At 52.2% G+C, this 25,787-nt stretch carries 15 protein-coding genes; 4 read left to right on the top strand and 11 right to left on the bottom strand.

Annotation, left to right across the window (positions count from 1 at the left end):
• Positions 1–22 precede the first annotated feature (22 nt).
• Both ABD843_RS13500 and ABD843_RS13505 read left to right on the top strand, forming a co-directional pair.
• The gene (locus ABD843_RS13500; protein ID WP_345084031.1) at positions 23–3,574 is read left to right on the top strand and encodes a DUF7948 domain-containing protein; all 3,552 of its coding nucleotides are present in this window, start codon (positions 23–25) and stop codon (positions 3,572–3,574) included.
• Complete coding sequence (locus tag ABD843_RS13505) at positions 3,571–4,602, top strand: PorP/SprF family type IX secretion system membrane protein (RefSeq protein ID WP_345084033.1); 1,032 nt, start codon at positions 3,571–3,573, stop codon at positions 4,600–4,602. Before ABD843_RS13500 ends, ABD843_RS13505 begins: the two co-directional genes overlap by 4 nt.
• A gap of 13 nt (positions 4,603–4,615) precedes the next feature.
• On the opposite strand, the gene ABD843_RS13510 is transcribed toward ABD843_RS13505, so the two are convergent.
• Positions 4,616–6,022, bottom strand: a complete 1,407-nt coding sequence (locus ABD843_RS13510) for a phosphoglucomutase/phosphomannomutase family protein (protein WP_345084036.1) — start codon at positions 6,020–6,022, stop codon at positions 4,616–4,618.
• 103 nt (positions 6,023–6,125) lie between these two features.
• Between ABD843_RS13510 and ABD843_RS13515 the strand changes: the two genes are divergently transcribed.
• Positions 6,126–7,499 carry an NAD-dependent succinate-semialdehyde dehydrogenase gene (locus ABD843_RS13515; protein ID WP_345084039.1) on the top strand — a complete coding sequence of 458 codons (1,374 nt, stop codon included), beginning with the start codon at positions 6,126–6,128 and terminating at the stop codon, positions 7,497–7,499.
• A gap of 35 nt (positions 7,500–7,534) precedes the next feature.
• Here ABD843_RS13515 and ABD843_RS13520 read toward each other — a convergent pair whose 3' ends face one another.
• The 7 genes from ABD843_RS13520 to ABD843_RS13550 form a co-directional block, all read right to left on the bottom strand.
• Positions 7,535–9,490 (bottom strand): ABC-F family ATP-binding cassette domain-containing protein, encoded by a 1,956-nt coding sequence (locus tag ABD843_RS13520; protein WP_345084042.1) that lies wholly within the window; start codon positions 9,488–9,490, stop codon positions 7,535–7,537.
• A gap of 48 nt (positions 9,491–9,538) precedes the next feature.
• On the bottom strand, positions 9,539–9,994 hold the full coding sequence (locus tag ABD843_RS13525; RefSeq protein WP_345084045.1) for an RES family NAD+ phosphorylase: 456 nt from the start codon (positions 9,992–9,994) through the stop codon (positions 9,539–9,541).
• Positions 9,994–10,536 carry a type II RES/Xre toxin-antitoxin system antitoxin gene (gene parS / locus ABD843_RS13530; protein ID WP_345084048.1) on the bottom strand — a complete coding sequence of 181 codons (543 nt, stop codon included), beginning with the start codon at positions 10,534–10,536 and terminating at the stop codon, positions 9,994–9,996. The genes ABD843_RS13525 and parS overlap by 1 nt, the downstream gene beginning before the upstream one ends.
• Before the next feature lie 83 nt (positions 10,537–10,619).
• A complete protein-coding gene (locus tag ABD843_RS13535; RefSeq protein ID WP_345084051.1) occupies positions 10,620–12,929 on the bottom strand; it encodes an FdhF/YdeP family oxidoreductase in 2,310 nt (769 codons plus the stop codon).
• A 140-nt stretch (positions 12,930–13,069) separates the two neighbouring features.
• Positions 13,070–15,685 carry an ATP-dependent chaperone ClpB gene (gene clpB, locus ABD843_RS13540; protein WP_345084054.1) on the bottom strand — a complete coding sequence of 872 codons (2,616 nt, stop codon included), beginning with the start codon at positions 15,683–15,685 and terminating at the stop codon, positions 13,070–13,072.
• Positions 15,686–15,884: 199 nt separating this feature from the next.
• Positions 15,885–19,409, bottom strand: a complete 3,525-nt coding sequence (locus tag ABD843_RS13545) for a T9SS type A sorting domain-containing protein (protein WP_345084057.1) — start codon at positions 19,407–19,409, stop codon at positions 15,885–15,887.
• Between the two features lie 279 nt (positions 19,410–19,688).
• The gene (locus ABD843_RS13550) at positions 19,689–21,632 is read right to left on the bottom strand and encodes a tetratricopeptide repeat protein (protein WP_345084060.1); all 1,944 of its coding nucleotides are present in this window, start codon (positions 21,630–21,632) and stop codon (positions 19,689–19,691) included.
• An 83-nt stretch (positions 21,633–21,715) separates the two neighbouring features.
• Here ABD843_RS13550 and ABD843_RS13555 point away from each other — a divergent pair, with 83 nt between their 5' ends.
• Complete coding sequence (locus ABD843_RS13555; RefSeq protein ID WP_345084063.1) at positions 21,716–22,258, top strand: glutathione peroxidase; 543 nt, start codon at positions 21,716–21,718, stop codon at positions 22,256–22,258.
• 431 nt (positions 22,259–22,689) lie between these two features.
• On the opposite strand, the gene ABD843_RS13560 is transcribed toward ABD843_RS13555, so the two are convergent.
• From ABD843_RS13560 to ABD843_RS13570, 3 genes are all read right to left on the bottom strand, one after another.
• Positions 22,690–23,880, bottom strand: coding sequence for an outer membrane protein assembly factor BamB family protein (locus tag ABD843_RS13560; protein ID WP_345084066.1), 1,191 nt, complete (start codon positions 23,878–23,880; stop codon positions 22,690–22,692).
• Positions 23,881–24,026: 146 nt separating this feature from the next.
• Positions 24,027–25,148 carry a hypothetical protein gene (locus ABD843_RS13565; protein WP_345084069.1) on the bottom strand — a complete coding sequence of 374 codons (1,122 nt, stop codon included), beginning with the start codon at positions 25,146–25,148 and terminating at the stop codon, positions 24,027–24,029.
• Positions 25,149–25,166: 18 nt separating this feature from the next.
• Positions 25,167–25,706: an RNA polymerase sigma factor gene (locus ABD843_RS13570; RefSeq protein ID WP_345084409.1), complete on the bottom strand. Its 540-nt coding sequence runs from the start codon at positions 25,704–25,706 to the stop codon at positions 25,167–25,169.
• Between the last annotated feature and the right edge of the window lie 81 nt (positions 25,707–25,787).

Raw genomic sequence — 25,787 nt, forward strand, 5'->3', positions numbered from 1 at the left:
GCATTATACACTTTTATATTGCTTGCTTGCTGTTCTGTTACCTTCTGCCTGGGCTCAATCCGTTCCGCCTACGGAATTCATTGAGAACAGGGGCCAGTGGGGAGAGTGGATAAAGTATAAAGCAAAGACCATAGCCGGCGAAATGGACCTGGAAAAAGATGGGTTCAGGTGTATACTTGCCGATCCTACCAATACCGAAAGGCTCGATTCTTTCCACCACGGACAGCTGACGGAGAACCCGCTGCTGAAGTTCCATGTATACAAAATGACGCTGGAAGGCGCCAGCGAAGGTGTGACCATAAAAGGCAACAAACAACAGACCAATTACTACAACTACTACCTGGGCAATGACCCCAAACGCTGGAAAGGTGGCATACATCCCTACCTCTCTCTTGAGTACAATGGTATTTACCGCAATATAGACATGCATGTCTCCTCCGAAGGCACTGCACTGGTATACGAGTTCTTCGTGATGCCGGGCGGCGATGCCTCGCAGATAAAGATCCGCTTCGACGGGCAGGACAAGATATCGGTGAATAAAAAGGGTACCCTTGTCATCAATACATCAGTTGGTACCGTGAGCGAGACCAAGCCCTATGTATACCAGTATATAAATAACAACAAGGTAGAAGTAGCCTGCAACTTCCACCTGGAGGGCAATATCCTCACCTTCGATATACCCAATGGCTACGATCATAACGCTACCCTTATCATAGACCCCGTTACCTACTGGGCATCCTTTACGGGCTCTACTGCCGATAACTGGGGCTTTACCGCCACATACGACAATGTGGGCAACTTCTACATGGGTGGTATCGTCAACTGCCTTGCTGCGGCAGGCGGGGGTTCATTCCCCGTTGATCCCGGTGCCTACCAGACCACATGGGGCGGCGGCCAGGGCGCCAGCGGCATACAGTTCGGTTCCGATATAGCTATCATGAAACTGACCCCCGATGGCAGTTCGCGCATATATGCCACCTACCTGGGCGGCGCCAATAACGAGCGCCCGCACAGCCTTGTGGTAGACAATGCAGGCAACCTGGTGATAGCAGGGCGCACACTCTCGCCCAACTTCCCGGTGACAGCGAGCGCCGTACAATCGGCAAAAGCGGGCGGATGGGACATCATAGTATCGAAACTGAGCGCCTCGGGCTCTGCTCTTATGGCGTCTACCTTTATGGGCGGTACCGGCGATGATGGCGTTAACTTCGACTCTACAGAATACTATTACGGCCACCTTAAGTACAACTACGGCGATGATGCCCGCAGCGAAGTGCTTACAGACAACCTCGGCAACATCTACGTTACCAGCAGTACCTCTTCTGCCAATTTCCCCGTTACATCTACGGCCATAGCCAGCACACTTGCCGGCATGCAGGATGGTGTGGTGTTCAAGCTGAATGCGTCTATGACCTCGCTTTTGTGGAGCACCTACCTCAGTGGTACGCTCGATGAGGCGGGTTATGTGCTGGGCTTCAACCCCTCACAGACCTCGGTATATGTGGGCGGCGGCACCAGCAGCACCAACTTCCCGGTAGGCCCCGGCGGCTGGCGCACTACCTACCAGGGCGACTCTGCCGATGGTTACATCCTCAAGTTCAGGAACAGCCCGCCCTACAATGTGCAGCGTGGCACCTATGTAGGCACTGCCAACTTCGACCAGGTATATGGCATACAGGTAGACCACAATGGCAATGTATATGCTATGGGCCAGTCGCTGGGCGGCACCTTCCCCACTACGGCAGGTGTGCATATGAATCCCAATTCCAGCCAGTTCATCGTCAAATTCGATAGCAATCTCACTACCAACCTCGTTTCTACCATCTTCGGTTCCGGCGATCCGTTGCATACCAATATATCGCCTGTCGCCTTCCTGGTAGATACCTGCGAAAATGTCTATGTATCGGGCTGGGGTGGCAATATCATGGGCGTCAGTTCGCTGGCCCATACCGGTACTACCACCGGCATGGAGACCTTCGCACCTCCGGGGGACGTCCCCATTCAAACCACTACCGATGGTTTCGATTTCTATTTCGTTGTCTTTGCCCCCGGGCTTACAGACCTGCGCTATGCCACATTCTACGGCCGCGTAGGTACAGGCGGCCTGGGCGAGCATGTGGATGGCGGTACCAGCCGCTTCGACAAAGCAGGCGTCATATACCAGGGCATATGCTCTAACTGTGGTGGCACCGCCGGGCCACCCTTCCCCACCACACCGGGCGTATGGGCCACTACTATGCCCAGCCCCAACTGCAACCAGGCCGGCCTGAAGATAGCCTTCAATATAGGCCCTGTAGATGTGAACATAACCGCCGGGCCCAGCACCAGCGGCTGCGCACCTCTTACCGTCAACTTCTTCAATGCCACCACCAACGGTCTCTCGTTCATATGGAACTTTGGCGATGGCAGCCCTACCGTCACTACTTATGCACCCTCGCATACCTTCACTACTGCAGGCACGTTCACGGTCACGCTCACATCTACCAATGCCAATGCCTGCTTCAAAACGGAAGACACGGCCTACCTGGTGATACATGTGGACACCAACAAAATAGTGCCCGATTTCACCTATACCGTTACCGATAGCTGCGGGCCGTTCATAGCCTCGTTCACCAATACCTCTACTACAAACATTCCCACCGGCGCACCTACCTATGAGTGGTCGTTCGGCGATGGCGGTACGTTCTCGGGTTTTGCCCCGCCGCCGCACAACTACACCGATACCGGCTGGTATACCGTAAGGCTGGTGATGGCCCATCCCGATGCCTGCAAGAGCCCCGATACGGTAGAAAAACGGATACACATCTACTACCAGCTCGTTTCTGCCAACTTCAGCATACCCGATTCGGTATGCTATGGCGCTGTAGTGCCCATAACCGGTGGCCCTGTGAATGCCACCAACGTACTGTGGACATATGGCGATGGCAAGACCTCTACTGTCACAGTACCTACACATGCCTATACCGCAGCAGGCACCTATACCGTTACCCTGGTGGCACAGAACCCCGGCGCATGCAATGGCTCCGATACCATACAGCATGTTATCAAGATATTACCCGCGCCGATAGCCAACTTCAGCTTTATACCCATAAAGCCCGAGGCGAACATACCCACCAAATTCACCAACAAGTCTATAAATGCCGTAAGGTACGAATGGGCCTTTGGCGATGATACCTACAGCACCGAAGAGCACCCTACGCACCAGTATACCCGTACAGGTTCGTTCAAGGCATGCCTTACGGCATACAATACCAGCAGCTGCCCTTCTATAGCCTGTAAGGATGTACCTGCAGAGGTACTGCCGCTCATAGGCCTGCCCACAGGCTTCAGCCCCAATGGCGATGGCAAGAACGACATACTGTATGTGCATGGCGCGGCCATAAAGAACATGAACCTGAAGATATACAATCGCTGGGGCCAGCTTATCTTCGAATCGAATAGCCTGGATGTGGGATGGGATGGTACCTTCGGTGGCCAGCCACAACCCATGGAGGCCTATGGCTATGTACTGAACGCAGATTTCATTGATGGATCGACAAGGCTGCTGAAAGGCAACGTCACGCTGATACGATGATAAAAAGAACGATACTGAACCTGTTGCTGCTGCTTGCTGCCTGTGCCGTACACGCACAGAGCATACACTTGTCGCAATACTACAATGCCCCCATGCTCATCAGCCCTGCCAATACAGGCCTGATGCCCGACCACGACTACCGCGTGGGGCTCAACTATCGCAACCAATGGTCGGCCCTGCCGGTGCCTTACAATACTTTTTCGGGCTGGGGCGACCTGAAAATAGGCGGCAATAAAGAAAGTGATCACAACAACTGGCTGGGCCTCGGCTTTGTAGTATATTCCGATAAGGCCGGCGACGGCCGCCTCGCTCTTACCCAGCTACAGGGAAGCATAGCCTACCACCTGCAACTGAACGAGAAAGCCATGTTATCCTTCGGCGGATCGGCAGCTACCGTTAAGCGCTCACTCGACTTCAACCGCCTCATATTCGACCAGCAGTGGGATGGCCTCGGCTTCGATCGCGGCTATGCTACGGGCGAACCCACAGGCATACTCAGCGACAACTACTATACCGTGGCCGCAGGCCTCAACTTTGCATATTTCCCCAATGAGAACCTGTATGTAAAACTGGGCGGCGGCGCTACCAACATCAACAAACCTGTAGAAAGTTTTTACAGCAATGAACAGAACGAGATAGCCCTGCGCCCCAGTGCCACTATAGATGTGCTGATGCGTACAGGTTCCATCTTCATCGTCAATCCATCGGCCTACTATACCACGCAGAGCGGCGCGGCAGAGATAGTAGCGGGCACACTGGTGCGCACCGTTCTCAGCAATGCAAATAATGGCACTCCTGTACAACTGATATTTGGCGGCTTCTACCGCATAGGCGATGCCCTCATAGGCACTATAGGTATGGAAGTAGGCGATGTGCAATTCATGGCCAGCTACGATGCTACCATGTCCTCGCTCAGCCCTTACAATGCCTCTTATGGCGCGCTGGAATTCTCCCTTATCTACCAGGGGCAGTATGGCAGGAACAAGGGCGGCCTCAAACGCAGCTACACTTGTCCCCGCTTCAACTGATGTGGAATAACTATTAAGCCAGTATGGTTGCCTTTACATCGGCCAGTATGTCCTGTGTCTCTTCTTTGCTGTTGCCTTCGGCATATACACGCAGCAGCGGCTCTGTACCCGATGCACGCAGCATTATCCAGCCACCATTGTCCAGGTGATACTTGATGCCGTCTATGGTCTCTACACGGTCATAACCATACTTGCCAAAACGTGCATAGCCGCCATCTGCGGCCTTCTTTATAATGGCTTCCTTTTTGTCGTTCTCTATATGCAGGTCGTGGCGGTCATAAACGAAACGGCCTATTATATCGTACACCTCTTCGCAAAGCTGTTTCAGTGTCTTACCGGTCTTGGTCATCAGCTCATACAGCGCCAGGCCATCGTATATGCCGTCGCGCTCGGGTATATGGCCCTTTACGGCTATGCCACCGCTTTCCTCGCCACCTACCAGCACATCGTCATGCACCATTATCTCGCTTATGTATTTGAAGCCTATGGCCGTCACTTCTACAGGCAGGCCATAGTGTGCGCACAGTTTCTTTACACGGTCGGTCACCGAGAAGGCTATCACCACCTTGCCCGTCATACCCTTGTACTTGTGCAGGTAGTGTATCAGCAGCAGTATTATGTTGTGCGCATCTACAAAGTTGCCATCCTCGTCATACAGGCCTATGCGGTCGGCATCGCCATCGGTGGCCAGGCCTATCTTTATCTCGGGTGTGGTGGCTATGGTAGTGGCCAGCTCGCGCAGGTTCTTATCCAGCGGCTCGGGCGCCTGCCCTTTGAAGCCCGGGTTATCCTCGCAATGCACCAGCACAGCATCCGGCAGCAGCCTGCGTATCACGTTCTGGCCTGCGCCATACATGGCATCATATGCCATCTTGAACGGCGACCTGTTCAGCATCTCGAAGTCGAATTTCTCCTTCAGATACTCTACATACAGGTCTTCCAGCGCTACGGTCTCCAGCATGCCTTTTTCCTTCCAGTATGCTATGCTCTGCTGTGGCATATCTACCTCGTCAGGTATCAGTGCCTCTACAGCAGCTATATCCTTCGGGCTCGATGGCCCGCCGTGCGGGCCCTTCAGCTTATATCCATTATAAGAGGGTGGGTTGTGCGATGCAGTTATCACCACACCCTGGTGCGCGCCCAGCTTCAGCACCCCCAGCGATATCATAGGCGTGCTGATGAAGCCATCTGCCAGCAGCACTTTCACCCCATTGGCACAAAGCACACCTGCGGCCGTCTCTGCGAACAGCCTGCCGCCAAAGCGGCAGTCGTGACCTACAAGCACTACAGGCGCAGCATGTTTCGGCTTTAGCCATTCCGCAAGGCCCTTGCTCACGCGGGCTACATTGTACACAGTGAAATCTTTGGCGATAATGGCGCGCCAGCCGTCTGTCCCGAATTTTATTTTCTCAGTGATCATGCTTGGTAATGAAAGATATCGTTAAATATTACAGTGGCAAAAGTATAAAAACGTTTCGTACCTGTAAGCTGTATAATTTTACTTCATCAAATCATAAAGCGCGATGAGCAATGAACTGGTATCGGTGAACCCCACCACCGGCAGGGAAATAGCAAGATATAAGACACACAGCGACAAACAGATAGAGACCGCGCTCCGCCGATCGGCCGATACCTTCGAAGAATGGCGGAAAATGACCTTCGCACAGAGGGCCACCATACTGAAGAACATCGCAAAAGAGATCCGCAAAGAGAAAGACACGCTTGTACGCCTTGCCACAGCCGAAATGGGTAAACCACTGGCACAGGGCCATTACGAGGTAGAGAAATGTGCCAAAACGCTGGAGTTCTATGCCAAGGAAGGCGCAAAATTTCTGAAGGATGAAGTGATAAAGACCGATGCCCGCAAAAGCTATGTGTCCTACCAGCCGCTGGGCGCTGTGCTGGCCATCATGCCCTGGAATTTCCCCTACTGGCAGGTGTTCCGCGCCTTTGCCCCAACGGTAATGGCAGGCAATGTGATGATACTGAAACATGCATCTAATGTCAGCGGCTGCGCACTGGCCATAGAGCGCATCATACTAAAGGGCGGCGCTCCGAAAGGCCTGCTGCAGACATTACTCATACCATCATCAAGGGTAGATGCACTGATAGATGACGACCGCATAGCTGCGGTAACACTTACCGGCAGCACACAGGCGGGCAAGAAGGTAGCTGCTGCTGCAGGCCGCAACCTGAAAAAGGCGGTACTGGAGCTGGGCGGCAGCGATCCCTATGTGATACTGGCCGATGCCGATATGGACAAGGCGCTGGAGATAGCTGTGCGTGGCCGCCTGGTAAATAGCGGGCAGAGCTGCATAGCGGCCAAGCGCTTCGTGGTGCATAAGGCAGTAAGGAAAGAGTTCGAGCAGCGCTTTACTGCTGCCATGCAAGCTGCTACCTATGGCGACCCTACCAATGAGCAGAACCGTATAGGCCCCATGGCGCGTGTAGACCTGCGCGATGAGCTGCACGACCAGGTGCTGCGCAGCACTGCCAAGGGAGCCAAACTGCTGTGCGGCGGTTTTGTACCCGATATGCCAGGCGCATTCTATCCACCCACGGTACTCACTAATGTCAAAAAAGGCATGCCTGCGTATGATGAGGAACTCTTTGGTCCGGTAGCGGCCATCATAGAGGCAAAAGATGATGCACATGCATTGCAGATAGCCAACGATACGGTGTATGGCCTTGGTGGTGGCATCATATCGCGCAATAGGGCAAAGGCCGAGAAAATGGCCGCTACAGAACTGCAGGCGGGCAACTGCTTCGTGAACGATTTCGTCCACTCCGATCCTTTGCTGCCATTCGGCGGCATCAAACAAAGCGGCTATGGCCGCGAGCTGGGCTCTTACGGCATTCGCGAATTCGTGAACATAAAAACGGTGTATGTGAAATAACATCACATACACCGCCTATTCTTTATTCATCCTTTTTACCTGCCTATCTTTTCCTCCAGTTCCATCAGGGCCTCAAAGGCTTTGTCATACTCCTTGTTCAGCGCTTCCAGCTTTGCGCTATGTGTGCGGTATGCCTCATCCACCTTCATGAATTCGGCCTTGTTAGAGTAGAACGCAGGATCGGCCAGTTTGGCCTCTAGCGCAGCGGTCTCCCCTTTCAGCTTATTTATCTCTTCTTCCAGCTTCTGGAAAGCTTTCTGCTGTTTCTGGTATTCCTTTTTCAGTGCGTTCAGTTGGTCGTTGCTCACATTGCTCTTGGGCGCTGCAGGCTTTTCTTCTTTCCGTACTACAGGTGCTGCCTTCTGTACAGGTTGTGCCTGCTCGCGCTTTATTTTGTCCTTATGCCACACATCCCATTCATCGTACCCGCCTACGAACTCGTTTATCTTGCCCTCCTCTATGTTCCATATCTTATTAGCCGTACGGCTTATGAAGTAACGGTCATGCGATACGATGATGAGGGTGCCCTTGTATTTGTTCAGCGCATCTATCAGCATCTCTACCGACTGCATATCCAGGTGGTTGGTAGGTTCGTCCAGCAGCAGGAAGTTGCCCTTGGCGGCTATCACCTTTGCCAGCGCTACCCTCGCCTTCTCCCCGCCCGATAGCACCTTTATCTTCTTGAACACATCATCTCCGCTGAACAGGAAACAGCCCAGCAGCTGGCGCAGTTCCAGCTCGGTCTTCCCGCTGCCGGCACGTTTCATTTCTTCCAGTATCTCCAGCTCTATGTTCAGCGCCTCTAGCTGGTGCTGTGCGTAGAAGCTCTCCTCTACATTGTGGCCCCATTTACGCTCTCCCTCTATAGGCTCCTGCCCGGTAATGATGCGCAGCAATGTCGATTTACCCTTGCCGTTGGCGCCTATCAGCGCTATCTTATCGCCGCGGTTTATCTCGGCGCTGGCATTGTCCAGTATGGTCAGGTCGCCAAAGCGTTTGCTTACCTCGGTAAGCGTACATATTATCTTGCCCGGCTGCACTGCTACATCAAAGTTGATGTTCATCACCGGCACCGATCCGTCTGGCGCTTCTATGATGTCCAGCTTATCCAGTCGCTTTATGGCGCTCTGTGCGGCCGCTGCCTTGGTGGCCTTTGCACGGAAACGCTCTATGAAACGCTCCTGCTGGCGTATATATTCCTGTTGGTTCTCAAAGGCCCGCTGTTGTAGTTCCATACGCTCTGCCTTCTCCTTCTGGAAGAAGGTATAGTTGCCACTGTACTGGTGCAGATCGCGCTGCCATACCTCTACTATCTTGGTCACCATCCTGTCCAGGAAGTAGCGGTCGTGCGATACTATCACCACACTCCCGGGATACCCTATCAGGTATCGCTCCAGCCATTCTATTGAGGGAAGGTCCAGGTGGTTGGTAGGTTCGTCCAGTAGCAGCAGCTCGGGTTGTTGCAGCATCATCTTGGCCAGCAGCACACGCATACGCCATCCCCCGCTGAACTGGTCGTATGGGCGTTGCAGGTCGGCAGTAGAAAAACCCAGCCCCTCCAGCACCTCGGCGCTTCGATGCTCCATCTCATAGCCACCTGCTACTTCAAAATCGTGCAGGGCATGACTGTAATCGTCCAACAGGTCGGCATCGTCGGGCTTGCTTTCCAGCTCCTTCATTATGCGCTCCATTTCCTTTTCTACCTTGTGCGCCTTCTCAAAGGCCTGCATGCCTACTTTCAGTATAGATTCTTTGGTAGAGAAACTGAGAAGGTCCTGGTTGAAGAACCCCAATGAAACATCTTTCGGTTTATTGATAACTCCGCTATCGGGGGTATAAGCACCTGTCATCAGTCGCAGCAGGGTACTCTTGCCTGCACCATTGCTACCTACAAGGCCTATACGTTCGCCTGTGCCTATCTGCCAGTTGGCATCTTCCAGTATCTCCCTCGCCCCGAATGAAAATGTGATATTTTGTAATGAGATCAGCATAAGGCTGCAAAATTACGGCGATCCGTGCAGCTACCCGTTCATGCTATATCATTTTTTGAAGATACGCCCGTCTATGTTCATAGGTTTTGTTTCCAGCGACCGTATTTTCGGCGCCAATGGATGGTGAGGATTTATCAGGTAGTTATACTCCTCATTCACTAGTACCGAAGGCACAGGCATGGCCAAGAACTCGTTTCTTTTTACAAAACCGTCACCAAGGCCTTTCAATACATCGGGAGGGGGACTTGTGTACCATTCTTTCGGCAGCTTTTCGGGTCGTACCGCAGGGGCTATACTGTCGGGTAGCTCTATCCTGGCCATGCAGAACCCGCTTGGTGGCAATTTGCCCATATGTACTATTGCCTCCAGCAATGCCAGCGATGCACTTTGGGCAGTATACAGCATATAGGTATTCTTGCTGTTCCATCTGCCACCATACAGGGCGGCACCGGTACCTGTAAGGTCAGTTATGTACCTGCAGTCGGCTATTCGGTATACTATCATTATGCGAATATGCCATGTTGTATCCTACCCAGTTCTTCCATTATCATGGTTATACCCAGCGATGTATCAAGAAATTCTTTGGGGCGCTTATTTCCGAATGTGTGCAGTTCGGTATCCATCCATTGCCTGAACTCCCCCAGGGAACCCAGAACTTCTTCCCCCCTGCTGTACAGTTTTGCCATTTCTATCATCCGCTCCGATTGCTCTTGCGACAGCTTCTGATCGGGTGTATATCTGCGTAGTGTCCTGTCCGATGTATGTACTATGGCTGCCATTTCATTCAGCGACAGGTCGGCTACAACCATCAGGTTATCCATTGCTTGCCTTGGTATTCCGGTGCGTATCAGGTTTATCAGGTCACTCTCGCTTTTCACAGTTGCGAAGTCCTTTTTGCCCCCCATGCCCATTATACCTACAGTGCGTACCGCTGCATTGAATGGCATTGAGCCATAACTGGCAAAGGGCTCTGACAAATAACTTGTCGTTTCTTCTTCTGTTGTTTTGTATTCTTTCGCCTCTTTTTGTTTTTTGTCGCCGGCCATAAAAATGACATTTGTCACAAATTTACGGACATTTGTCTGGTAATAAAAATTCTTCACCAACTTTTTCCATACTATTCAGCATATTACTCCACATGCTTCCTCAGCTTTAGTATCACCATCTTCGATGTTGGTGTATTGCTTTTATCGGCTGTGCTGTCTATAGGCACCAGCACATTTGTTTCAGGGAAGTAGGTGGCCGTGCATTGCTCGGGAATACTGAAGGGTATGATGATGAACTTATGTGCCACACGTTCTTTACCGCCATGGTAGTTATAGAGATCCACCAGGTCACCTGCGGCAAAACCCAGGCGTGTTATATCTTTCTCGTTCATAAAGATGACCCTGCGCTCATTGAAAACACCACGGTAGCGGTCGTTCAACCCATATATGGTGGTATTGAACTGGTCATGGCTTCTCAGTGTTTGCATCATTAGTTCATCAGGGGCCAGCTTTGTAAAGGTCACATCCGATGTGGTGAAATTCGCTTTGCCATTAAAGGTGTTGAATTTCCCCTCCCGTGGGCCGTTGGGAAGGTAAAAGCCGCCCAATATCCTTGCCCGTTTGTTGTAATCCTCAAAGCCCGGTATGGCCAGTTCTATATCGTTGCGTATATAGTCGTAGTGCTGCATGTAAAGGTCCCAATTCACCTTCGATCGGTCGCCCAGGGTGGCTTTCGCCAGTTTGGCTACTATCAGTGGCTCGCCCAGCAAATACTCCGATATCGGCTTCAAACTACCCTTCGACATCTGCACCACACCCATCGAGTTCTCGCAGGTTATGAACTGCGCCTCACCATTCATCATATCCAGGTCGGTATGGCCGCAGCAGGGCAGTATCATGGCCTCCTTACCGGTCACCAGGTGGCTGCGGTTCAGCTTGGTCGATACATGTACGGTCAGGTCCGTCCTGCGCAGCGCCTCTGCCGTATATACCGTATCGGGCGTAGCGCTCAGAAAGTTGCCACCCATAGCTATGAATACCTTCGCCTTTCCCTCGTGCATGGCATGTATGGCCTCTACCACATCATACCCATGATGCTGCGGCGGCCTGAAGCCGTATACGCGCTCTATGTTATCCAGGAACTTTTGCGGGGCCTTTTCGTTTATGCCCATTGTGCGGTCGCCCTGCACATTGCTGTGGCCACGCACAGGGCAGGTGCCCGCTCCCGGCTTGCCTATACTGCCTTTCAGCAGCAGCAGGTTCACCACCTCTTTTATGGTATCTACAGCATTTTTATGCTGCGTCAGCCCCATGGCCCAGCAAGCTATTATCTTGCTTTTCTTCTTAAAAACCTCTGCGGTCTGCCGCATCTGATCCATCGATATGCCTGCAGCAGCGGCCAGTTCTTCTACATTATATCGCTTTATACCTTTTACGAACTCCTCATATCCTGCTGTCCTTTCTTTTATGAATTCCTGGTCGAACACCGTACCGGGCGCTCTTTCCTCTTCCTCCAGCAGCAGTAGCTCTATGGCCTTTAGTAGGGCCATATCTCCGTTCAGTTTTACTTGCAGGAAAATATCTGTCAGCCTGGCCTTGATACCCAATGCACCCTTCACCGTTTGTGGATTGCTGAAGCCTATAAGCCCGGTCTCCGGCAGTGGGTTCACCGATATGATAGTGGCTCCGTTCTCCTTTGCCTCCTGCAGTGCCGAGAGCATACGCGGGTGATTCGTACCCGGGTTCTGCCCCAGTATGATGATCACTTCGGCCTTGGCAAAGTCTTCCAGCTTCACCGACCCCTTACCCAGCCCCACCGATTCATTCAGCGCCACCCCGCTCGATTCATGACACATATTCGAGCAGTCGGGCAGGTTGTTAGTACCATATTCCCTTGCGAACAACTGGTAAAGGAATGCAGCCTCATTACCCGTCCGCCCCGACGTATAGAAGACCGCCTCATCAGGCGAACTGAGCTTGTTCAGATGAACGGCTATCCTGGTAAAGGCATCATCCCAGCTTATGGGCTGGTAGTGTGTTGCGCCCTCGGGCAGGTACATCGGTTGTGCTACCCTGCCCTTCTTGCCTATCTCATAGTCGTTCAGCCTGGCCAGCTCGTATACCGAATTGTCTTTGAAGAACTGCGGTGTCAGTTTTTTTGTGGTGGCTTCCTCTGCTATGGCTTTGGCGCCGTTCTCGCAGTACTCTGCTATCTTCGATCGGTGCCCGTCAGGGTCGGGCCAGGCACAGCCGGGGCAGTCGAAACCATCTTTCTGGTTCAGCGCCAGCAAGGCCTTCATACCACGCGCAAGGTCCATCTCACCGAACACATGCTTCGCGCTCGATAGCACAGCAGGTATACCGGCAGCCACTATCTTAGGTTTGGTCAGCTTCAAATTGAGCAAACTCTCCGGGTTCTCCGCATTCGGTTTTTTGTCTTGTTGGTTATCCATCTTCTTGTTCGCAGTATACCTCAAATATACCTCTTATTCCAGAAATATGGGACCAGGCCAGTGTCAACGATATTGCAAAAAAAGGCCCGGATCCTCTTCTAAAAGATCCGGGCCTGCATAGGACTCATACTACTCTCGGCTTATTCCATTCCTACAGCTTCGTTACGCATCGCCACTACTCCGTCGAACACATCTATCAGCACTGGCTTGGCCTTGTCTATCTCACCGCCTATTATCTTTTTGCTCAGCAGGTTTATTATGTCTTTCTGTATCACCCTCTTCAATGGTCTTGCACCATACTGTGGGTCAAAGCCCCGCTGCACCAGGTAGTCCAGCGCATAGTCGGTGAACCTCAGGTCTATACCCTGTGCAGACAATTGCTTCTGTAGTCCTTCCAGTTGTATGCGTATGATGCCTTTTATCTCCTTACGCATCAGCGGGTGGAACATGATGATATCGTCTATCCTGTTCAGGAACTCCGGCCTCAGCGATTGTTTCAGCACTTCCATCACCTGCTCCCTAGTGGCGTCCATTACATCTTCTATGTCCTTTCCTTCCAGGTCTGCAAAGTTCTCCTGTATGATATGGCTGCCCATATTGCTGGTCATTATCACTATGGTGTTCTTGAAGTTCACCACGCGGCCTTTGTTATCGGTAAGGCGGCCATCATCCAGCACCTGCAGCAGTATGTTGAACACATCCGGATGCGCTTTCTCTATCTCGTCTAGCAGCACCACACTATAGGGTTTCCTTCTAACGGCCTCTGTAAGCTGGCCGCCCTCGTCATAGCCCACATAGCCGGGAGGCGCACCCACCAGGCGGCTCACACTGTGCTTCTCCTGGTATTCGCTCATGTCTATGCGCGTCATCATGCTGTCGTCATCAAAGAGTATCTCGGCCAGCGCCTTTGCAAGTTCTGTCTTACCCACACCTGTAGTACCCAGGAATATGAAAGATCCTATCGGCTTCCTCGGGTCCTGCAATCCTGCCCTACCCCTGCGTATCGCATCCGATACGGCTGTTATGGCCTCGTCCTGGCCTACCACACGCTTATGTAGTTCATCCTCCAGGTTCAGCAGTTTTTCGCGCTCGCTCTGCATCATACGTTGCACAGGTATGCCGGTTGCTTTCGCCACGTTCTCTGCTATATCCTCTGCATCCACTTCTTCTTTCAGCAGTCGCTTGTGCTGGCTGCTCATTTCATCCAGTTGCTTCGAAAGGCCCTCTATCACCGCCTCCTGTTCCTTTACCTTGCCATAGCGTATCTCCGCTACACGCCCATAGTCGCCTTCGCGCTCGGCCTGTTCAGCCTCCAGCTTCAGTTGTTCTATGGTCTTCTTGGCCTTGTTTATCTTGTCTACTATCTCTTTCTCTTCGGCCCACTTTGCCTTGAAGGTATCTCGCTGCACGGTCAGCATACTTATCTCCTGGCCCAGCTCTTTCAGCTTTTCTGTATCGTTCTCGCGCTTTATAGCCTCGCGTTCTATCTCTAGCTGGCGTATACGGCGTTCCAGTTCATCCAGTTCTTCGGGCATAGAGTTCAGCTCCAGTTTCAGCTTGGCAGCGCTCTCGTCTATCAGGTCTATGGCCTTGTCAGGCAAAAATCTATCAGTTATATACCTGCTGGAAAGCTCTACCGCCGCTATGATGGCCTCGTCCTTTATGCGCACCTGGTGGTGGCTTTCATAACGGTCCTTCAGACCGCGCAGTATCGATATCGCATCCTCGGGTGTTGGCTCATCTACCAGCACCTTCTGGAAACGGCGTTCCAGCGCCTTGTCCTTCTCAAAATATTTCTGGTACTCGTTCAGCGTGGTGGCGCCTATGGCACGCAACTCGCCGCGTGCCAGTGCAGGCTTCAGTATGTTGGCGGCATCCATGGCGCCTTCCATAGCACCTGCGCCTATCAGGGTGTGTATCTCGTCTATGAAGAGTATCACCGCACCATCGCTTTCGGTCACTTCCTTTATCACTGCCTTCAGCCTTTCCTCGAATTCGCCCCTGTACTTGGCGCCCGCCATCAGTGCGCCCATATCCAGCGCATATATGATCTTCGACCTCAGGTTGTCCGGCACATCGCCGTTTATGATACGATGTGCCAGTCCTTCTACTATGGCCGTTTTACCTACACCCGGCTCACCTACCAGTATGGGGTTGTTCTTCGACCGGCGCGAGAGAATATGCAGTGTACGGCGTATCTCCTCATCACGGCCTATCACAGGGTCCAGCTTGCCATTACGGGCCAGCTCGTTCAGGTTCTTTGCATAGCGCTGCAGCGAGTTGTACTGCTGGTCCGATGTCTGCGAATTCACTGTACTACCCTTGCGTAGCTCTTTGATGGCCGCAACTACGCCCTTCTCCGTAAGGCCTGCATCTTTCAGCAGCTTGGCGGTATCGTCATTGCCCTGCAAAATGGCTATGAGCATATGCTCCTGTGTTACGAACTCGTCGCCGAATGTCTTCAGTACAGCAGCTGTTCGCAGCAATGCGTTATTGGCATCGCGGCTCAGCGACTGCGCAGGCTCCCCACCCTGCAAGGTAGGTAGCTTTTTCACCTGTTCTGCCAGCTTGCCCTGTACAAATGATACATTCACATTGTTCTTCTTCAGCAGGTGCTCTACCGGGCCTTCGCCATCGTTCAGTAGCGCCTGCAGAAAGTGTGCTGTTTCTATAGTGGGGTTCTGTGCATTGAAGGCCAGTTGCTGTGCCTGCTGCACTATCTCCTGTGCTTTTATCGTGAAATTGTTCAAGTTCATGTGTCGTTTTCTTTACAAGCTATTATGTATAAAAAGTGTTCCAAACTAATTATGCGGAAATAATGTCATACAAGATCACTATATAATGCCATCCTGGCCTATCATTACCCGCTACAGCTTACAATTTGACAGGTATGGGGGGTAAAAGAAAAAGCTGCCTTTTACAGCAGCTTTTCCGTTCTATCCACAAAAGATATCATTAGTTCATCTTCGAGAAACGTTCTGTCTTTATCAGCACAGAATGTTCGTCGTATATCAGCAGCATATAAGTACCGTTGGGCAGGTCGCTTACATTCACTGTATTCGCTTCCTGGCCTGCGGCCTTGACAGTACGTCCGTCAGGAGACATCACTGCGAGTTTTACCTTCACGGGAGCATCTACATGTATGGTGGCCGATGCCGGGTTAGGATATACTTTCACATCCATTGCGGTACCTGTAGTGGTCACGCCGGTAGCGGTTATAGTGTAGTCGGCCGATGTGTCGGGGCAGCCGTTCACGTCTGCTACCACCACCTTATAAGTACCTGCCGATGGCGACATATACATGCTGCTGGTAGCGCCTGCTATGGCCGTACCGTTCCTGTACCACTGGTATGTTGCGAAAGAACCGGTATACAGGAAGTTGCCTGAAGTATTGAGGTCTATACCTGCTACAGGTGCAGCCAATACCGTCTTGGTGACCAGTGTCACAGAGCAGGTACCATTGTCTACCACCATACCGTATACGCCCGGTGCAGTAGCCACATATGTAGTATTGGTCTCGCCGGCTATGGGGCTGCCGCCCAGTGTCCACTGGTACAGCAGGCCGCTGGTGCCGCCGGTCAGTATCAGGTTGGCAGGGCCGCCACCACACAGCGTTATCGAAGCGCCTGCGGGCAGTATACCCATAGCAGGCATCGGGTCGCCAATGGTCATACCATGCGTGGCCGATGTGCTACAGCCCAGCGAATTGGTAACTGTATAAGATATGGTAACAACACCGGCAAAAACGCCCGTTACTATGCCCGATATACCTACCGTGGCCACTACCGGATCGCTGCTGCTCCATACACCACCTGTAGTAGCGGTAGAGAGCAGTGTAGTAGTACCTGCGCAGATGTTGGTGCTACCCGATATTGCGCTTACCACAGGTACAGGGTCTATCACTACCACAGCACTGCCGGCCATAACGGCATCACAGCCTGTAAGGGGGTCTGTTGCCAGTACGGTATAGGTACCGGCCGCTGCCTGCAGGCCGAAGTCGAAGGCTGTGCCTGTGCCCCCCATTGGAAGACCTACTGTAGATGCACCATTGTACAACTGGTAGTCTATGGTCGATTGTGAACCATCAAGGCCCACCAATACACCTGCGCCATCTGCGCAGTAGTTACCGCCGCCTGTTACATTATATACCACAGGCAGTGCATTGTTCACCAGTACAGGGGTACCGTTCATATCGTTGGTACAGAAAGTAGTATCGTTAGTGGCCTGCACGCTATATGTACCCGATGCTGTGAACAGCCCGAGGTCCAGCGCCGCACCCGTACCTGCTACAGGGCTGCCTATAGCGGTAGAGCCATTGTACAATTGGTAGCTCACACCCACTTCCGAGCCATCCATCGTGATGTGCGCACCTGTATCATCAGCACAGAATGTAGCATCACCCATCACGTTGAATACGGTGGGCAATGGGTTGATGATCACCTCTACGGTACCCGGCATATCGCGCATGCACCCGGTCAGTGTATTTGTGGCCGATACCGAATAGGTACCTGCCATTGTCTGTGTACCAAAAGATATGGCAGCGCCTGTACCTGCCATGGGCGCACCCATGGGGGCAGAGCCATTATAAAGCTGGTATTCCACATCCGACTCCGATCCGCTCAGGCTTATATCTACACCTGCGCCACCGGCACAGTAGGCGCCACCGCCCATTACAGAGAAGGTATCTGGCAGTGCATTCACCGATACGGTAAGCGTAGTACCGGCGGTACATCCGCCCGCAGTGGTAGTGATGCTGTACACATTGTCGCCCACCATAGCGGGTGTTATGGTCACTGTATCGCATGTGATGCACGAAAGGCCCGATGCACCTGCAAGACCCGTCCATGTATAAGAGAGTGTAGACGCACCATCCACTTTTACATTGTCAATGGTCCAGTACCAGCCGAAATTGGAATGGTAGTTCCACCTCAGCCTTACATCGGGCTCACCCATTGCATCTGCCGGAAGGGCCACAACAGCATTGGGCACTGTAGGGTCCCACGATGCAGCACCAGCATCCGCGCCTAGCTGGTTGTGAATGGGCAGCCATGACCCGCCTCCGTCTATAGAATAATCTACGGTCACATTTATATCGCCGGGGGCATAGAAACGGTAGTACTGGTTGAATGTAAGCGTAGCTGCCGTATAACCTACCAAAGAGAACGATGGTGAAGTAAGTATGGTCTGTGTGATGGTACCCATAGATGTAGCATCGGGCGACGACTGCATATATGGTGTGCCATCGCCGGGTGTGGCTGCTGCATGGGCCGGCGGCACCTTGGGCGCCCAGTAGCCCAGCGGGTTAAGGCCTATGGGGTTGGTGATGGTCCATCCGGCATCAAGGCCGCCATTGAAATCTGCCTCCAGTACCTCTACTACCGGAGCGAAGGCCGATGCTGCGAATGTAGCGCTGTCGCCCATGCACAAGGTAGCCGTTGAAGGAGTGATGGTGAGCGCTGATGGCGTAAGGTTGATGGTCACTTTCGCACTACCCTGGTCGCCCCAGCAGCCTTCTGCCGACAGCTCTCTGAAATAGTAGGTGTAAGAACCCTGTATAGTGATGAACTCGGAGGTAGAAGGTGAAAGCGTAGATGTACCGTTGAAACTGGTACCCTGGAAGTATATGGTGCCACCGGAGGAAGGCCCCGCTGTAAGTGTCACGCTATCGCAATAGGTCCCCGCTCCGGTCACAGTCACTGCCGGCGGAATGGGGTTGATGGTCATCACCTGGCTTGCAGTAGCAAAGGTAGGGGTCACACAGCCGGTAGCTCCCATTATCACACTTACTACATCGCCATCAGTGAGGGTACCATTGGAATAAGCCGTAGTGGTAGCACCAGATACAGATACACCATTTACCTGCCACTGGTAAGTAGGTGTACCACCATTGGTAGGTGTAGCATTGAAAGATACTGTACTACCCGCACATACCGAGGCCGATGGCGATACGCCGATAGCGACCGATGGCGTGAGTATGGGCGTAAGCGACAGCGAACCGAAATTGGTAACGCCCGATGTAACACCCGCCATACCTGCTACAGTAGCGGTAATGTTGCCTGAGGCAGAAGATGTAGCGGTAGCCTGCACCTGCAGGTTGCCTACCGTGAATACGTCTATCTGCCCGGTACCTGTCACAAATATGTTCACGGTAAGCGAGGTGGCCGTAAAGCCACCCAGGTTCATGAATACTATGTTCCTGCCTGTGGTGAAACCCGTTGTCGGTGTCACCGCGGTATTGAACCGCCACCCTGCAGGTGCGTTCAGTACAAATGTGCGGGGCGTACCGGTGGCTATATCGTTGGTATTGCCTTCCGAAACAGTGATGGTGCCCAGGTTGGTATAGCCCGGTGTACTACCGCCCACCGCAAGGTTGGCACAGATGTTGGTACCGTTAGAGGCTGGCGTTATACTAACTGCGGCAGAGGCCTTCTGCAACTGCGCACCCAGTACCATGGCCATAAATAGTAAGATCTTTTTCATGCAGACGAAAGGTTATTTTGGTCAGGATCAAAGAATTTTTCGCTACATATATTTTCCTCACCCCTCTGCAAGCATCTACACATACGTCCCCATAGAACGCATATATGTAACAATAGCGCTTAAAGATACATTATCCATGCCATAACTGCAAGAAATTTATACATAACTGACCGTCATTTCCCCCTCCCGGAAGGCCACTCATATGCATATGTTTTATACAATATACGTAACCACATATTTATCAGTTATCCTATGCGTCCACTCATTGACAGCTGCTTCTTATTGTGCGGCAGCGGTGCCGGCAGCTTTTACCATCAGTTGCCTGTATCTCTGTGTACTGGCCGAATCGCCCAGGAACCTGTACACATTGCTCATGCTCATGTATACATTGGCCGGTTGCTCGGGCCGCAGGCGTACCGCCTTTTCGTAGAAACCTATAGACTCCCTGAAAAGCCCTTTATTGCCATGTGCTGCGCCTATATTGGTAAGGGCATCCACATTCTCACCATCCCTCGCCAATACGCGCGATAGTATGTGTATCGCCTCATCCAGCCTGCCTGTGCGCAGGAATACACCACCCAGGTTCACAGCCGCCTGTGCATTGCCGCTATCCAGCCGCACCGTATTGCTGTAAGACACAATGGCCGAATCGTATTGCCCGGCAAATTCCTCGGCATATCCCTTCAGCAGGTATACATCACTATTATTCGGCAATATCTGCAGGCTCCTGTTGAATGCCACTACCGTCTTCGTATACAGCTCGCGTTTCACATTCATATCGGTCTCCTTATTCATCATGCGGGTATACTCTACCCCCAGCAGGTATTGGGCACGCCAGCTATTGGGCGCCGTTTCCATGCCTGTCAGGTACAGGTCCAGGTTGCTTCTCCATGCCTCGTTGCGGGCCATGGTCTTGCCGCCATACAGTACACTTGTGGCCAGCACCGCCACGAACAATGTACGCGAGTTGGCAAAGCTCACCTCGCGGGCAGGCGCTTTTAGCAGCTTTGCCAGCAGCCATACCAGCGCTATGCAATACCCAAGCGACCCGGTAAAGATGAAACGCTCGGCCATGGTAGCGCCTATATCCACCAGCAGGTTCGATGTGATGATGACCGACATGCCATAGAACAATATGCAATATGCCAGCACATCTTTCTTCTTAAAGCCACGCACCGCATATACGAACAGCGCAATGATAACGGCCACGGCCGCCAGTGCCTTGGGATCGGAGAACCCTATTATCGGTATCTGGCTGTACGAATAGTCGTACGACAATGGGTGCGGCACCAGCAGTATCACCAGGTATCTCAGTTGTATGTACAGGGTAGTGGCCAGCTTGTCGGCATAGTTGGTAGCGGCCATCAGGCCGTTGTTGTTCACCAGTATCACCACTTTTTCACCATCGCTCTCTATGAACATGCTACGCATGGCCAGGTACACTACCGCTACGGCTACATAGGGCACGGTCATCCTTACTATCTTAGAGAAAGGCGCATCACGGAAGAACCACACCGTCATAGGCGCTATCAGCACCAGGGCTATGGGCGTCTCTTTAGACATGAGGGCGCAGAAGAACCATACGCCCGATAGTATCATATCCTTCATCTTCCCATCATCGGCATAGCGCAGTGTGCGCTGCAGCGCCAGTGCCGAAAAAAGCAGCCCCATTATCTCGTCGCGGCTCTTTATACTGGCTATTACCTCGGTATGCATGGGGTGCAGCGCAAAAAGCAACGTCATGAAGAACGGTATGTAGGGCGATACATTGCGGAACATGCTGCGCAAAAGGGAGAACAAAACCACCACCTCCAGCGCAAAAAGCAGCAGGTTTATAAGGTGCCCCGTGGCGGGGTTGAAACCGAACAGGTCTTTCTCCAGCGCAAAGCTGGTAAGCATCAGCGGGCGGTAGGACGCATCGTGATGCTTGAATACGCCATAATAGGCCGCATGCGTAAAGAACTCCTTTATGGCCGACAGGCCCTTGCTCACATTAGGATTATCCTTGGTAAAGAACGGGTCGTCCAGTGTATAATCATACCCTATGGTGCGCATGTTCACAAGCAATACCACTGCGGCCAGTATTATCATCAGCCATTTCACGGGCGCCATACCTGCAGGTGAGGGTGCAGCTATGGGTTGTACAGGTATCGCTTTGGGTGTGGGTTGCTGCACCGGTGCGGGCTGCTGTTTTGCCTTGCCCGGCTGTTTCTGTTTTGCCATAATATATATGAGAACCAAAAATAACAGTAAAAACCGAACGCAATACCATCTTCGTTACCTTTATCGCCTAAAACCAACAAAGTATGGCAACACATCTTTTACTGCTTTTCAATTTCCTTTTCTTTTTCAGCGCTCCCAAGGGCGATGTGCCCAAAAGTATCTACGACTTCAAGGTGGCCGCGCTCGATGGCAGCACTATAGACTTCTCTAAATACAAGGGCAAGAAGATACTGATAGTGAACACGGCATCGGAATGCGGCAACACCCCACAATATGCCGACCTGGAAAAGATGTATGCGAAATACAAGAACAAGCTGGTGATAGTGGGTTTCCCCGCCAATGACTTTGGCGCGCAGGAGCCCGGCAGCAATACAGAAATAGCTGCATTCTGCAAGAAGAACTACAGCGTTACCTTCCCTATGGCAGCCAAAATAACTGTAAAGGGCGACGACAAGGCCCCCATATACCAGTGGCTCACCGAAAAGAAGCACAATGGCTTCAAGGACAGCGATGTGAAGTGGAACTTCCAGAAATATCTCATCAACGAAAAGGGCGAGCTGATGGCCATATTCGAGCACCGCACCAAGCCCATGAGCGACGAGGTGATAGCTGCCATAGAAAAATAACACACTATCATGACTTCCTTTTGCAAAGCTACCACCAGGTAGCTTTTTTTCTGCTCATTGATCATGCGACGATAACACCATTCTCCCTTTCGTGGCTACTGTTTATATCGTTTAGACATAGAATGGCGGCATGGCGAATTATAGGACGTAACACCGCCCTCCCCGTTTGGGGAGGGTTGGGGAGGGGGCTTATTACAGGTTTTACAAATGCCGGATATTAAAGTCTAAATGGTATTACTTGTGTGGGTAGCTCCTGACGGAGCAACGACCTGATAAAGGATATCCTTACAAACCTTTTGCTCCTACAGAGCATTTCTTACGGATACCTAATAATTGCAAAAAGACGTGGGTACACGCGCTTTACTGCCATGTACAAACAGAAAGAGCCGCCTAAATGGGCAGCTCTTTCTATCAATATCACAGATGTTGTTCTAGTTGGTATACCCGCTTATCTGGCTGTTGTAGCCTGTTAGCTTACTGAAATCGTCCAGCACCGGCGAGCAGTCTATCTGGCCATTCACGTTGTATTTCCATTTCAGTGTTCCCCTCAGCGTATCCAGCGCATACAGGTTCTTATCGTAGCTGCCTATGTATACAGAGCTACCATACAGTACCGGGCTCGATGTGATGATACCATTCGTAGCGAACGTCCACTTTACAGAGCCATTGATGATCCTCAGCGCATACAGCTTATAGTCCTTGCAGCCTACATATACCATTTGGTTGCTGGCATACGGCGATGATGTCACCTCGCTGTACAGGCTATCTACCCAGCGCTCCTCGGGCGTGAACATACCATTCACCGGGTCGATGGTGGTATCCAGGCAGTATACCCTGAAGTCGTTGGCGCCGAATATACATGTACCACCGTAGGCCGCAGGCGAGCTGCGAATGGCGCCCAGTGCTTTATAGCTCCAGCGTACTACGGCCGTGTCTAGGTATATACAGTACATATTGCTGTCGCTGATGCTACCTACGAACATATAGGGCTCTGCCACGGCGGGAGACGATACGAATCTTGCTCCCGGCACATCTAGGTTCCAGGTAGGGCTGGCCGGAATAGATGTATTGGCCGATGAATTGCCGGCTGTCTTCTCAAATCGGTATACCGAACCTACAGTAGTAGCTACATAAATATTGTTTCCATGTATTGTCGGCGACGATTCTATAGGCCCATTGGTAGCATAGCTCCATTTTTCTATGCCCGTGCCCGTATCTATCGCATACAGTCTGCCGTTAGAAGAGCCTATGTACAGCAGGTTGCCATCGGCTATAGGGGTAGATACCGTACCTACACCACCGCCAAATGAGAAACGCTTGGTCACCTCGCCGGTCTTGGCATTTATCTTTATCACAGAGTCACGAAAGGATGATACCAGGTATACACTACCCTTGTACAGTATAGGCGATGCCTTTACGGGGAAAGACAGGCCCAGCTCCCAGTTCTTCTCCCCTGTAGTGGGGTTTATGCCATAAAGTACCTGGTTGTTGCTGCCTACTACGATAGAGGGCGAATAGGATACAGGCAGAACCTCGTCGGGGCTATACTCCTTCTTGCAGGAAGTGAGCAACAGCGCCGATGCTGCAAAAGATAACAAAGCGTGACTCCAACGTAATGGCATATTTCTGTTTTTTATCTGAAGTTGCAAGATAACTATTTTCCTAAATTTTTCAGAACCATGCTACCGTGCCGCCCATAGGGGGCGGCACGGTAGCTGTTCTGTATTCCATAAGGCGCTATAAGCGTACTGTGTAAGGCTATACGCGTCTATTTGGCATTTTCTTTTTTCGGTCTGTTGAATATCCCCCAAAAACCTTTCTTCTTTCCCGAAGAGCTGTTGGATGTGGCCTCCTGCGTGCCTGCATCCTGTGCAGCGCTGTCTGTCGCCCGCGCAGGTTCGCTGCCACCCGTACTGGGTTTGCTCTGGGTCACCATTCCGGCCGCAGGTTTCGGTTTTGCAGCAGCTACCATGCTACCCGGGGCGGCAGGTCTCTGTGCTGTAGGCGTTGCTACCGGCGCAGGGCGTGTACCCACAGGCGTAGTTGCAGCATCCTCGGCCACAGGTGGCTGCACAGGCGCTACATTGCTGTTGTCTGCGGTAGCATCCTTGGCCGTAGGCTGTGTCTGCTCTGTAGGGGCCAGGTGTACAGGTGGCTTGGTGGTACCATGCGCACCGGCAACAGGTTTGTGCTGGGCAGGGCCGCCGGGTGTGGCCGGGCGCGGGTTGCTCCTGGCTACCACTGCCTTCTCTGGCTGCTTTGTGTTCTTTACGGTCTCGGCAGGCGTATGTGCAGCTACTGCAGGGGCGCCTACAGGTACCATTTCGGCGGCCACCAGCCTGTGTTTGCGTATCTTATTCACTTTATAGTCTGCGTTACCGGCATCATCGGCTCCGGCAGGCACATGTTTCTGTGCGCTTGCTACGGCACGCTCGTCAAAGTCGTCATAGCTATGCAGCTTGGTCCCTACCGCAGGCGCATTGCCATAGGGCGATACCTGGGTAGCGCTATTGTCTTCCTGCGCAGCGCCGCCATTGCCTGTAGCTTTCGGGCGGAATGTCACAGCTTTTTTCTGACCGTTCTCTGTAGCAGCCATATCTGTGGCGGCTGCTTCCTGTGCTGGTGTCACCTTGTTATCGGTCACTGCAGCAGTAGCTACCGGGGTTGCGGGAGCGGTGTTCTCGCTCTTGCCACCCATGTTCAGCGCTATGCTGCCCACCACCAGGGCCACAGAGGCTATACCTGCGTACCAGTACCATCCCGTACCTGTCGGTTTGGCGCCGGCACCGGTGGTATCCAGCCGTTTTTCCAGCGACTCCCACACCCTGCGGGGTGGTACCTCGGCATGGTCGGCAAGCCCCTCCCTGAAAAGGTCATCAAAATTTTTCATGTTGTTTTCCATCCTTTTCTACTTATTGATGAAACTTATTTTTTCTTTCAGCCTGCGGCGCGCATCGTTCAGGTACCACCGGCTGTTGTTCTCATTTATATTCAATAGTTCCGCTATCTCTTTATGTGCGTAGTTCTCCATCACAAAGAGGTTGAAGACCGTACGCTGTGCCTGCGGCAGCGACTGCACCAGGGCCAGCAGCTCTTTATGCGTCATCTTACCTACCGGCTCGCTACCTACCGATGCATCATCAGGGTGCAACTCTTTGTGGCTCTCCTTACTGATGCTTTTGCGCATATGATCGGTAGCGGTATTGATCACTATACGCCTTATCCACCCCTCGAAAGACCCCTGGAACGAGTACTGCCCCAGCTTCGTCAGCACTTTGTAGAACGAATCGTTCAGTATCTCCTCGGCCAGTGTCTCGTTATCGCTCACATACCTCTTTATCACGCCAAAGGCCTTGGGGGCGTACATATCATACAGTTTCTTCTGTGCGCTTCTGGACCCAGCTACACACTCTTTTACCAATATGTACAGATCTCCCTCACCAGGCATAGCAGTGGCTGCTGTCTGCAAATTGCTTTGTATGTATGTAGTACCCTGCAATTGCGTTTCAGATATAATAATTCGTTCTAA

The sequence above is a fragment of the Nemorincola caseinilytica genome, assembly GCF_039540515.1.
In the GTDB taxonomy this organism is placed as follows: domain Bacteria; phylum Bacteroidota; class Bacteroidia; order Chitinophagales; family Chitinophagaceae; genus Nemorincola; species Nemorincola caseinilytica.

Coding starts and splice junctions, on each gene's coding strand:
- ABD843_RS13565 (WP_345084069.1), bottom strand. CDS start 25,148: ATGAAAAATTTTGATGACCTTTTCAGGGAGGGGCTTGCCGACCATGCC.
- ABD843_RS13570 (WP_345084409.1), bottom strand. CDS start 25,706: ATGCCTGGTGAGGGAGATCTGTACATATTGGTAAAAGAGTGTGTAGCT.
- ABD843_RS13555 (WP_345084063.1), top strand. CDS start 21,716: ATGGCAACACATCTTTTACTGCTTTTCAATTTCCTTTTCTTTTTCAGC.
- ABD843_RS13560 (WP_345084066.1), bottom strand. CDS start 23,880: ATGCCATTACGTTGGAGTCACGCTTTGTTATCTTTTGCAGCATCGGCG.
- ABD843_RS13520 (WP_345084042.1), bottom strand. CDS start 9,490: ATGCTGATCTCATTACAAAATATCACATTTTCATTCGGGGCGAGGGAG.
- ABD843_RS13510 (WP_345084036.1), bottom strand. CDS start 6,022: ATGATCACTGAGAAAATAAAATTCGGGACAGACGGCTGGCGCGCCATT.
- parS (WP_345084048.1), bottom strand. CDS start 10,536: ATGGCCGGCGACAAAAAACAAAAAGAGGCGAAAGAATACAAAACAACA.
- ABD843_RS13545 (WP_345084057.1), bottom strand. CDS start 19,409: ATGAAAAAGATCTTACTATTTATGGCCATGGTACTGGGTGCGCAGTTG.
- ABD843_RS13505 (WP_345084033.1), top strand. CDS start 3,571: ATGATAAAAAGAACGATACTGAACCTGTTGCTGCTGCTTGCTGCCTGT.
- clpB (WP_345084054.1), bottom strand. CDS start 15,685: ATGAACTTGAACAATTTCACGATAAAAGCACAGGAGATAGTGCAGCAG.
- ABD843_RS13535 (WP_345084051.1), bottom strand. CDS start 12,929: ATGGATAACCAACAAGACAAAAAACCGAATGCGGAGAACCCGGAGAGT.
- ABD843_RS13515 (WP_345084039.1), top strand. CDS start 6,126: ATGAGCAATGAACTGGTATCGGTGAACCCCACCACCGGCAGGGAAATA.
- ABD843_RS13550 (WP_345084060.1), bottom strand. CDS start 21,632: ATGGCAAAACAGAAACAGCCGGGCAAGGCAAAACAGCAGCCCGCACCG.
- ABD843_RS13525 (WP_345084045.1), bottom strand. CDS start 9,994: ATGATAGTATACCGAATAGCCGACTGCAGGTACATAACTGACCTTACA.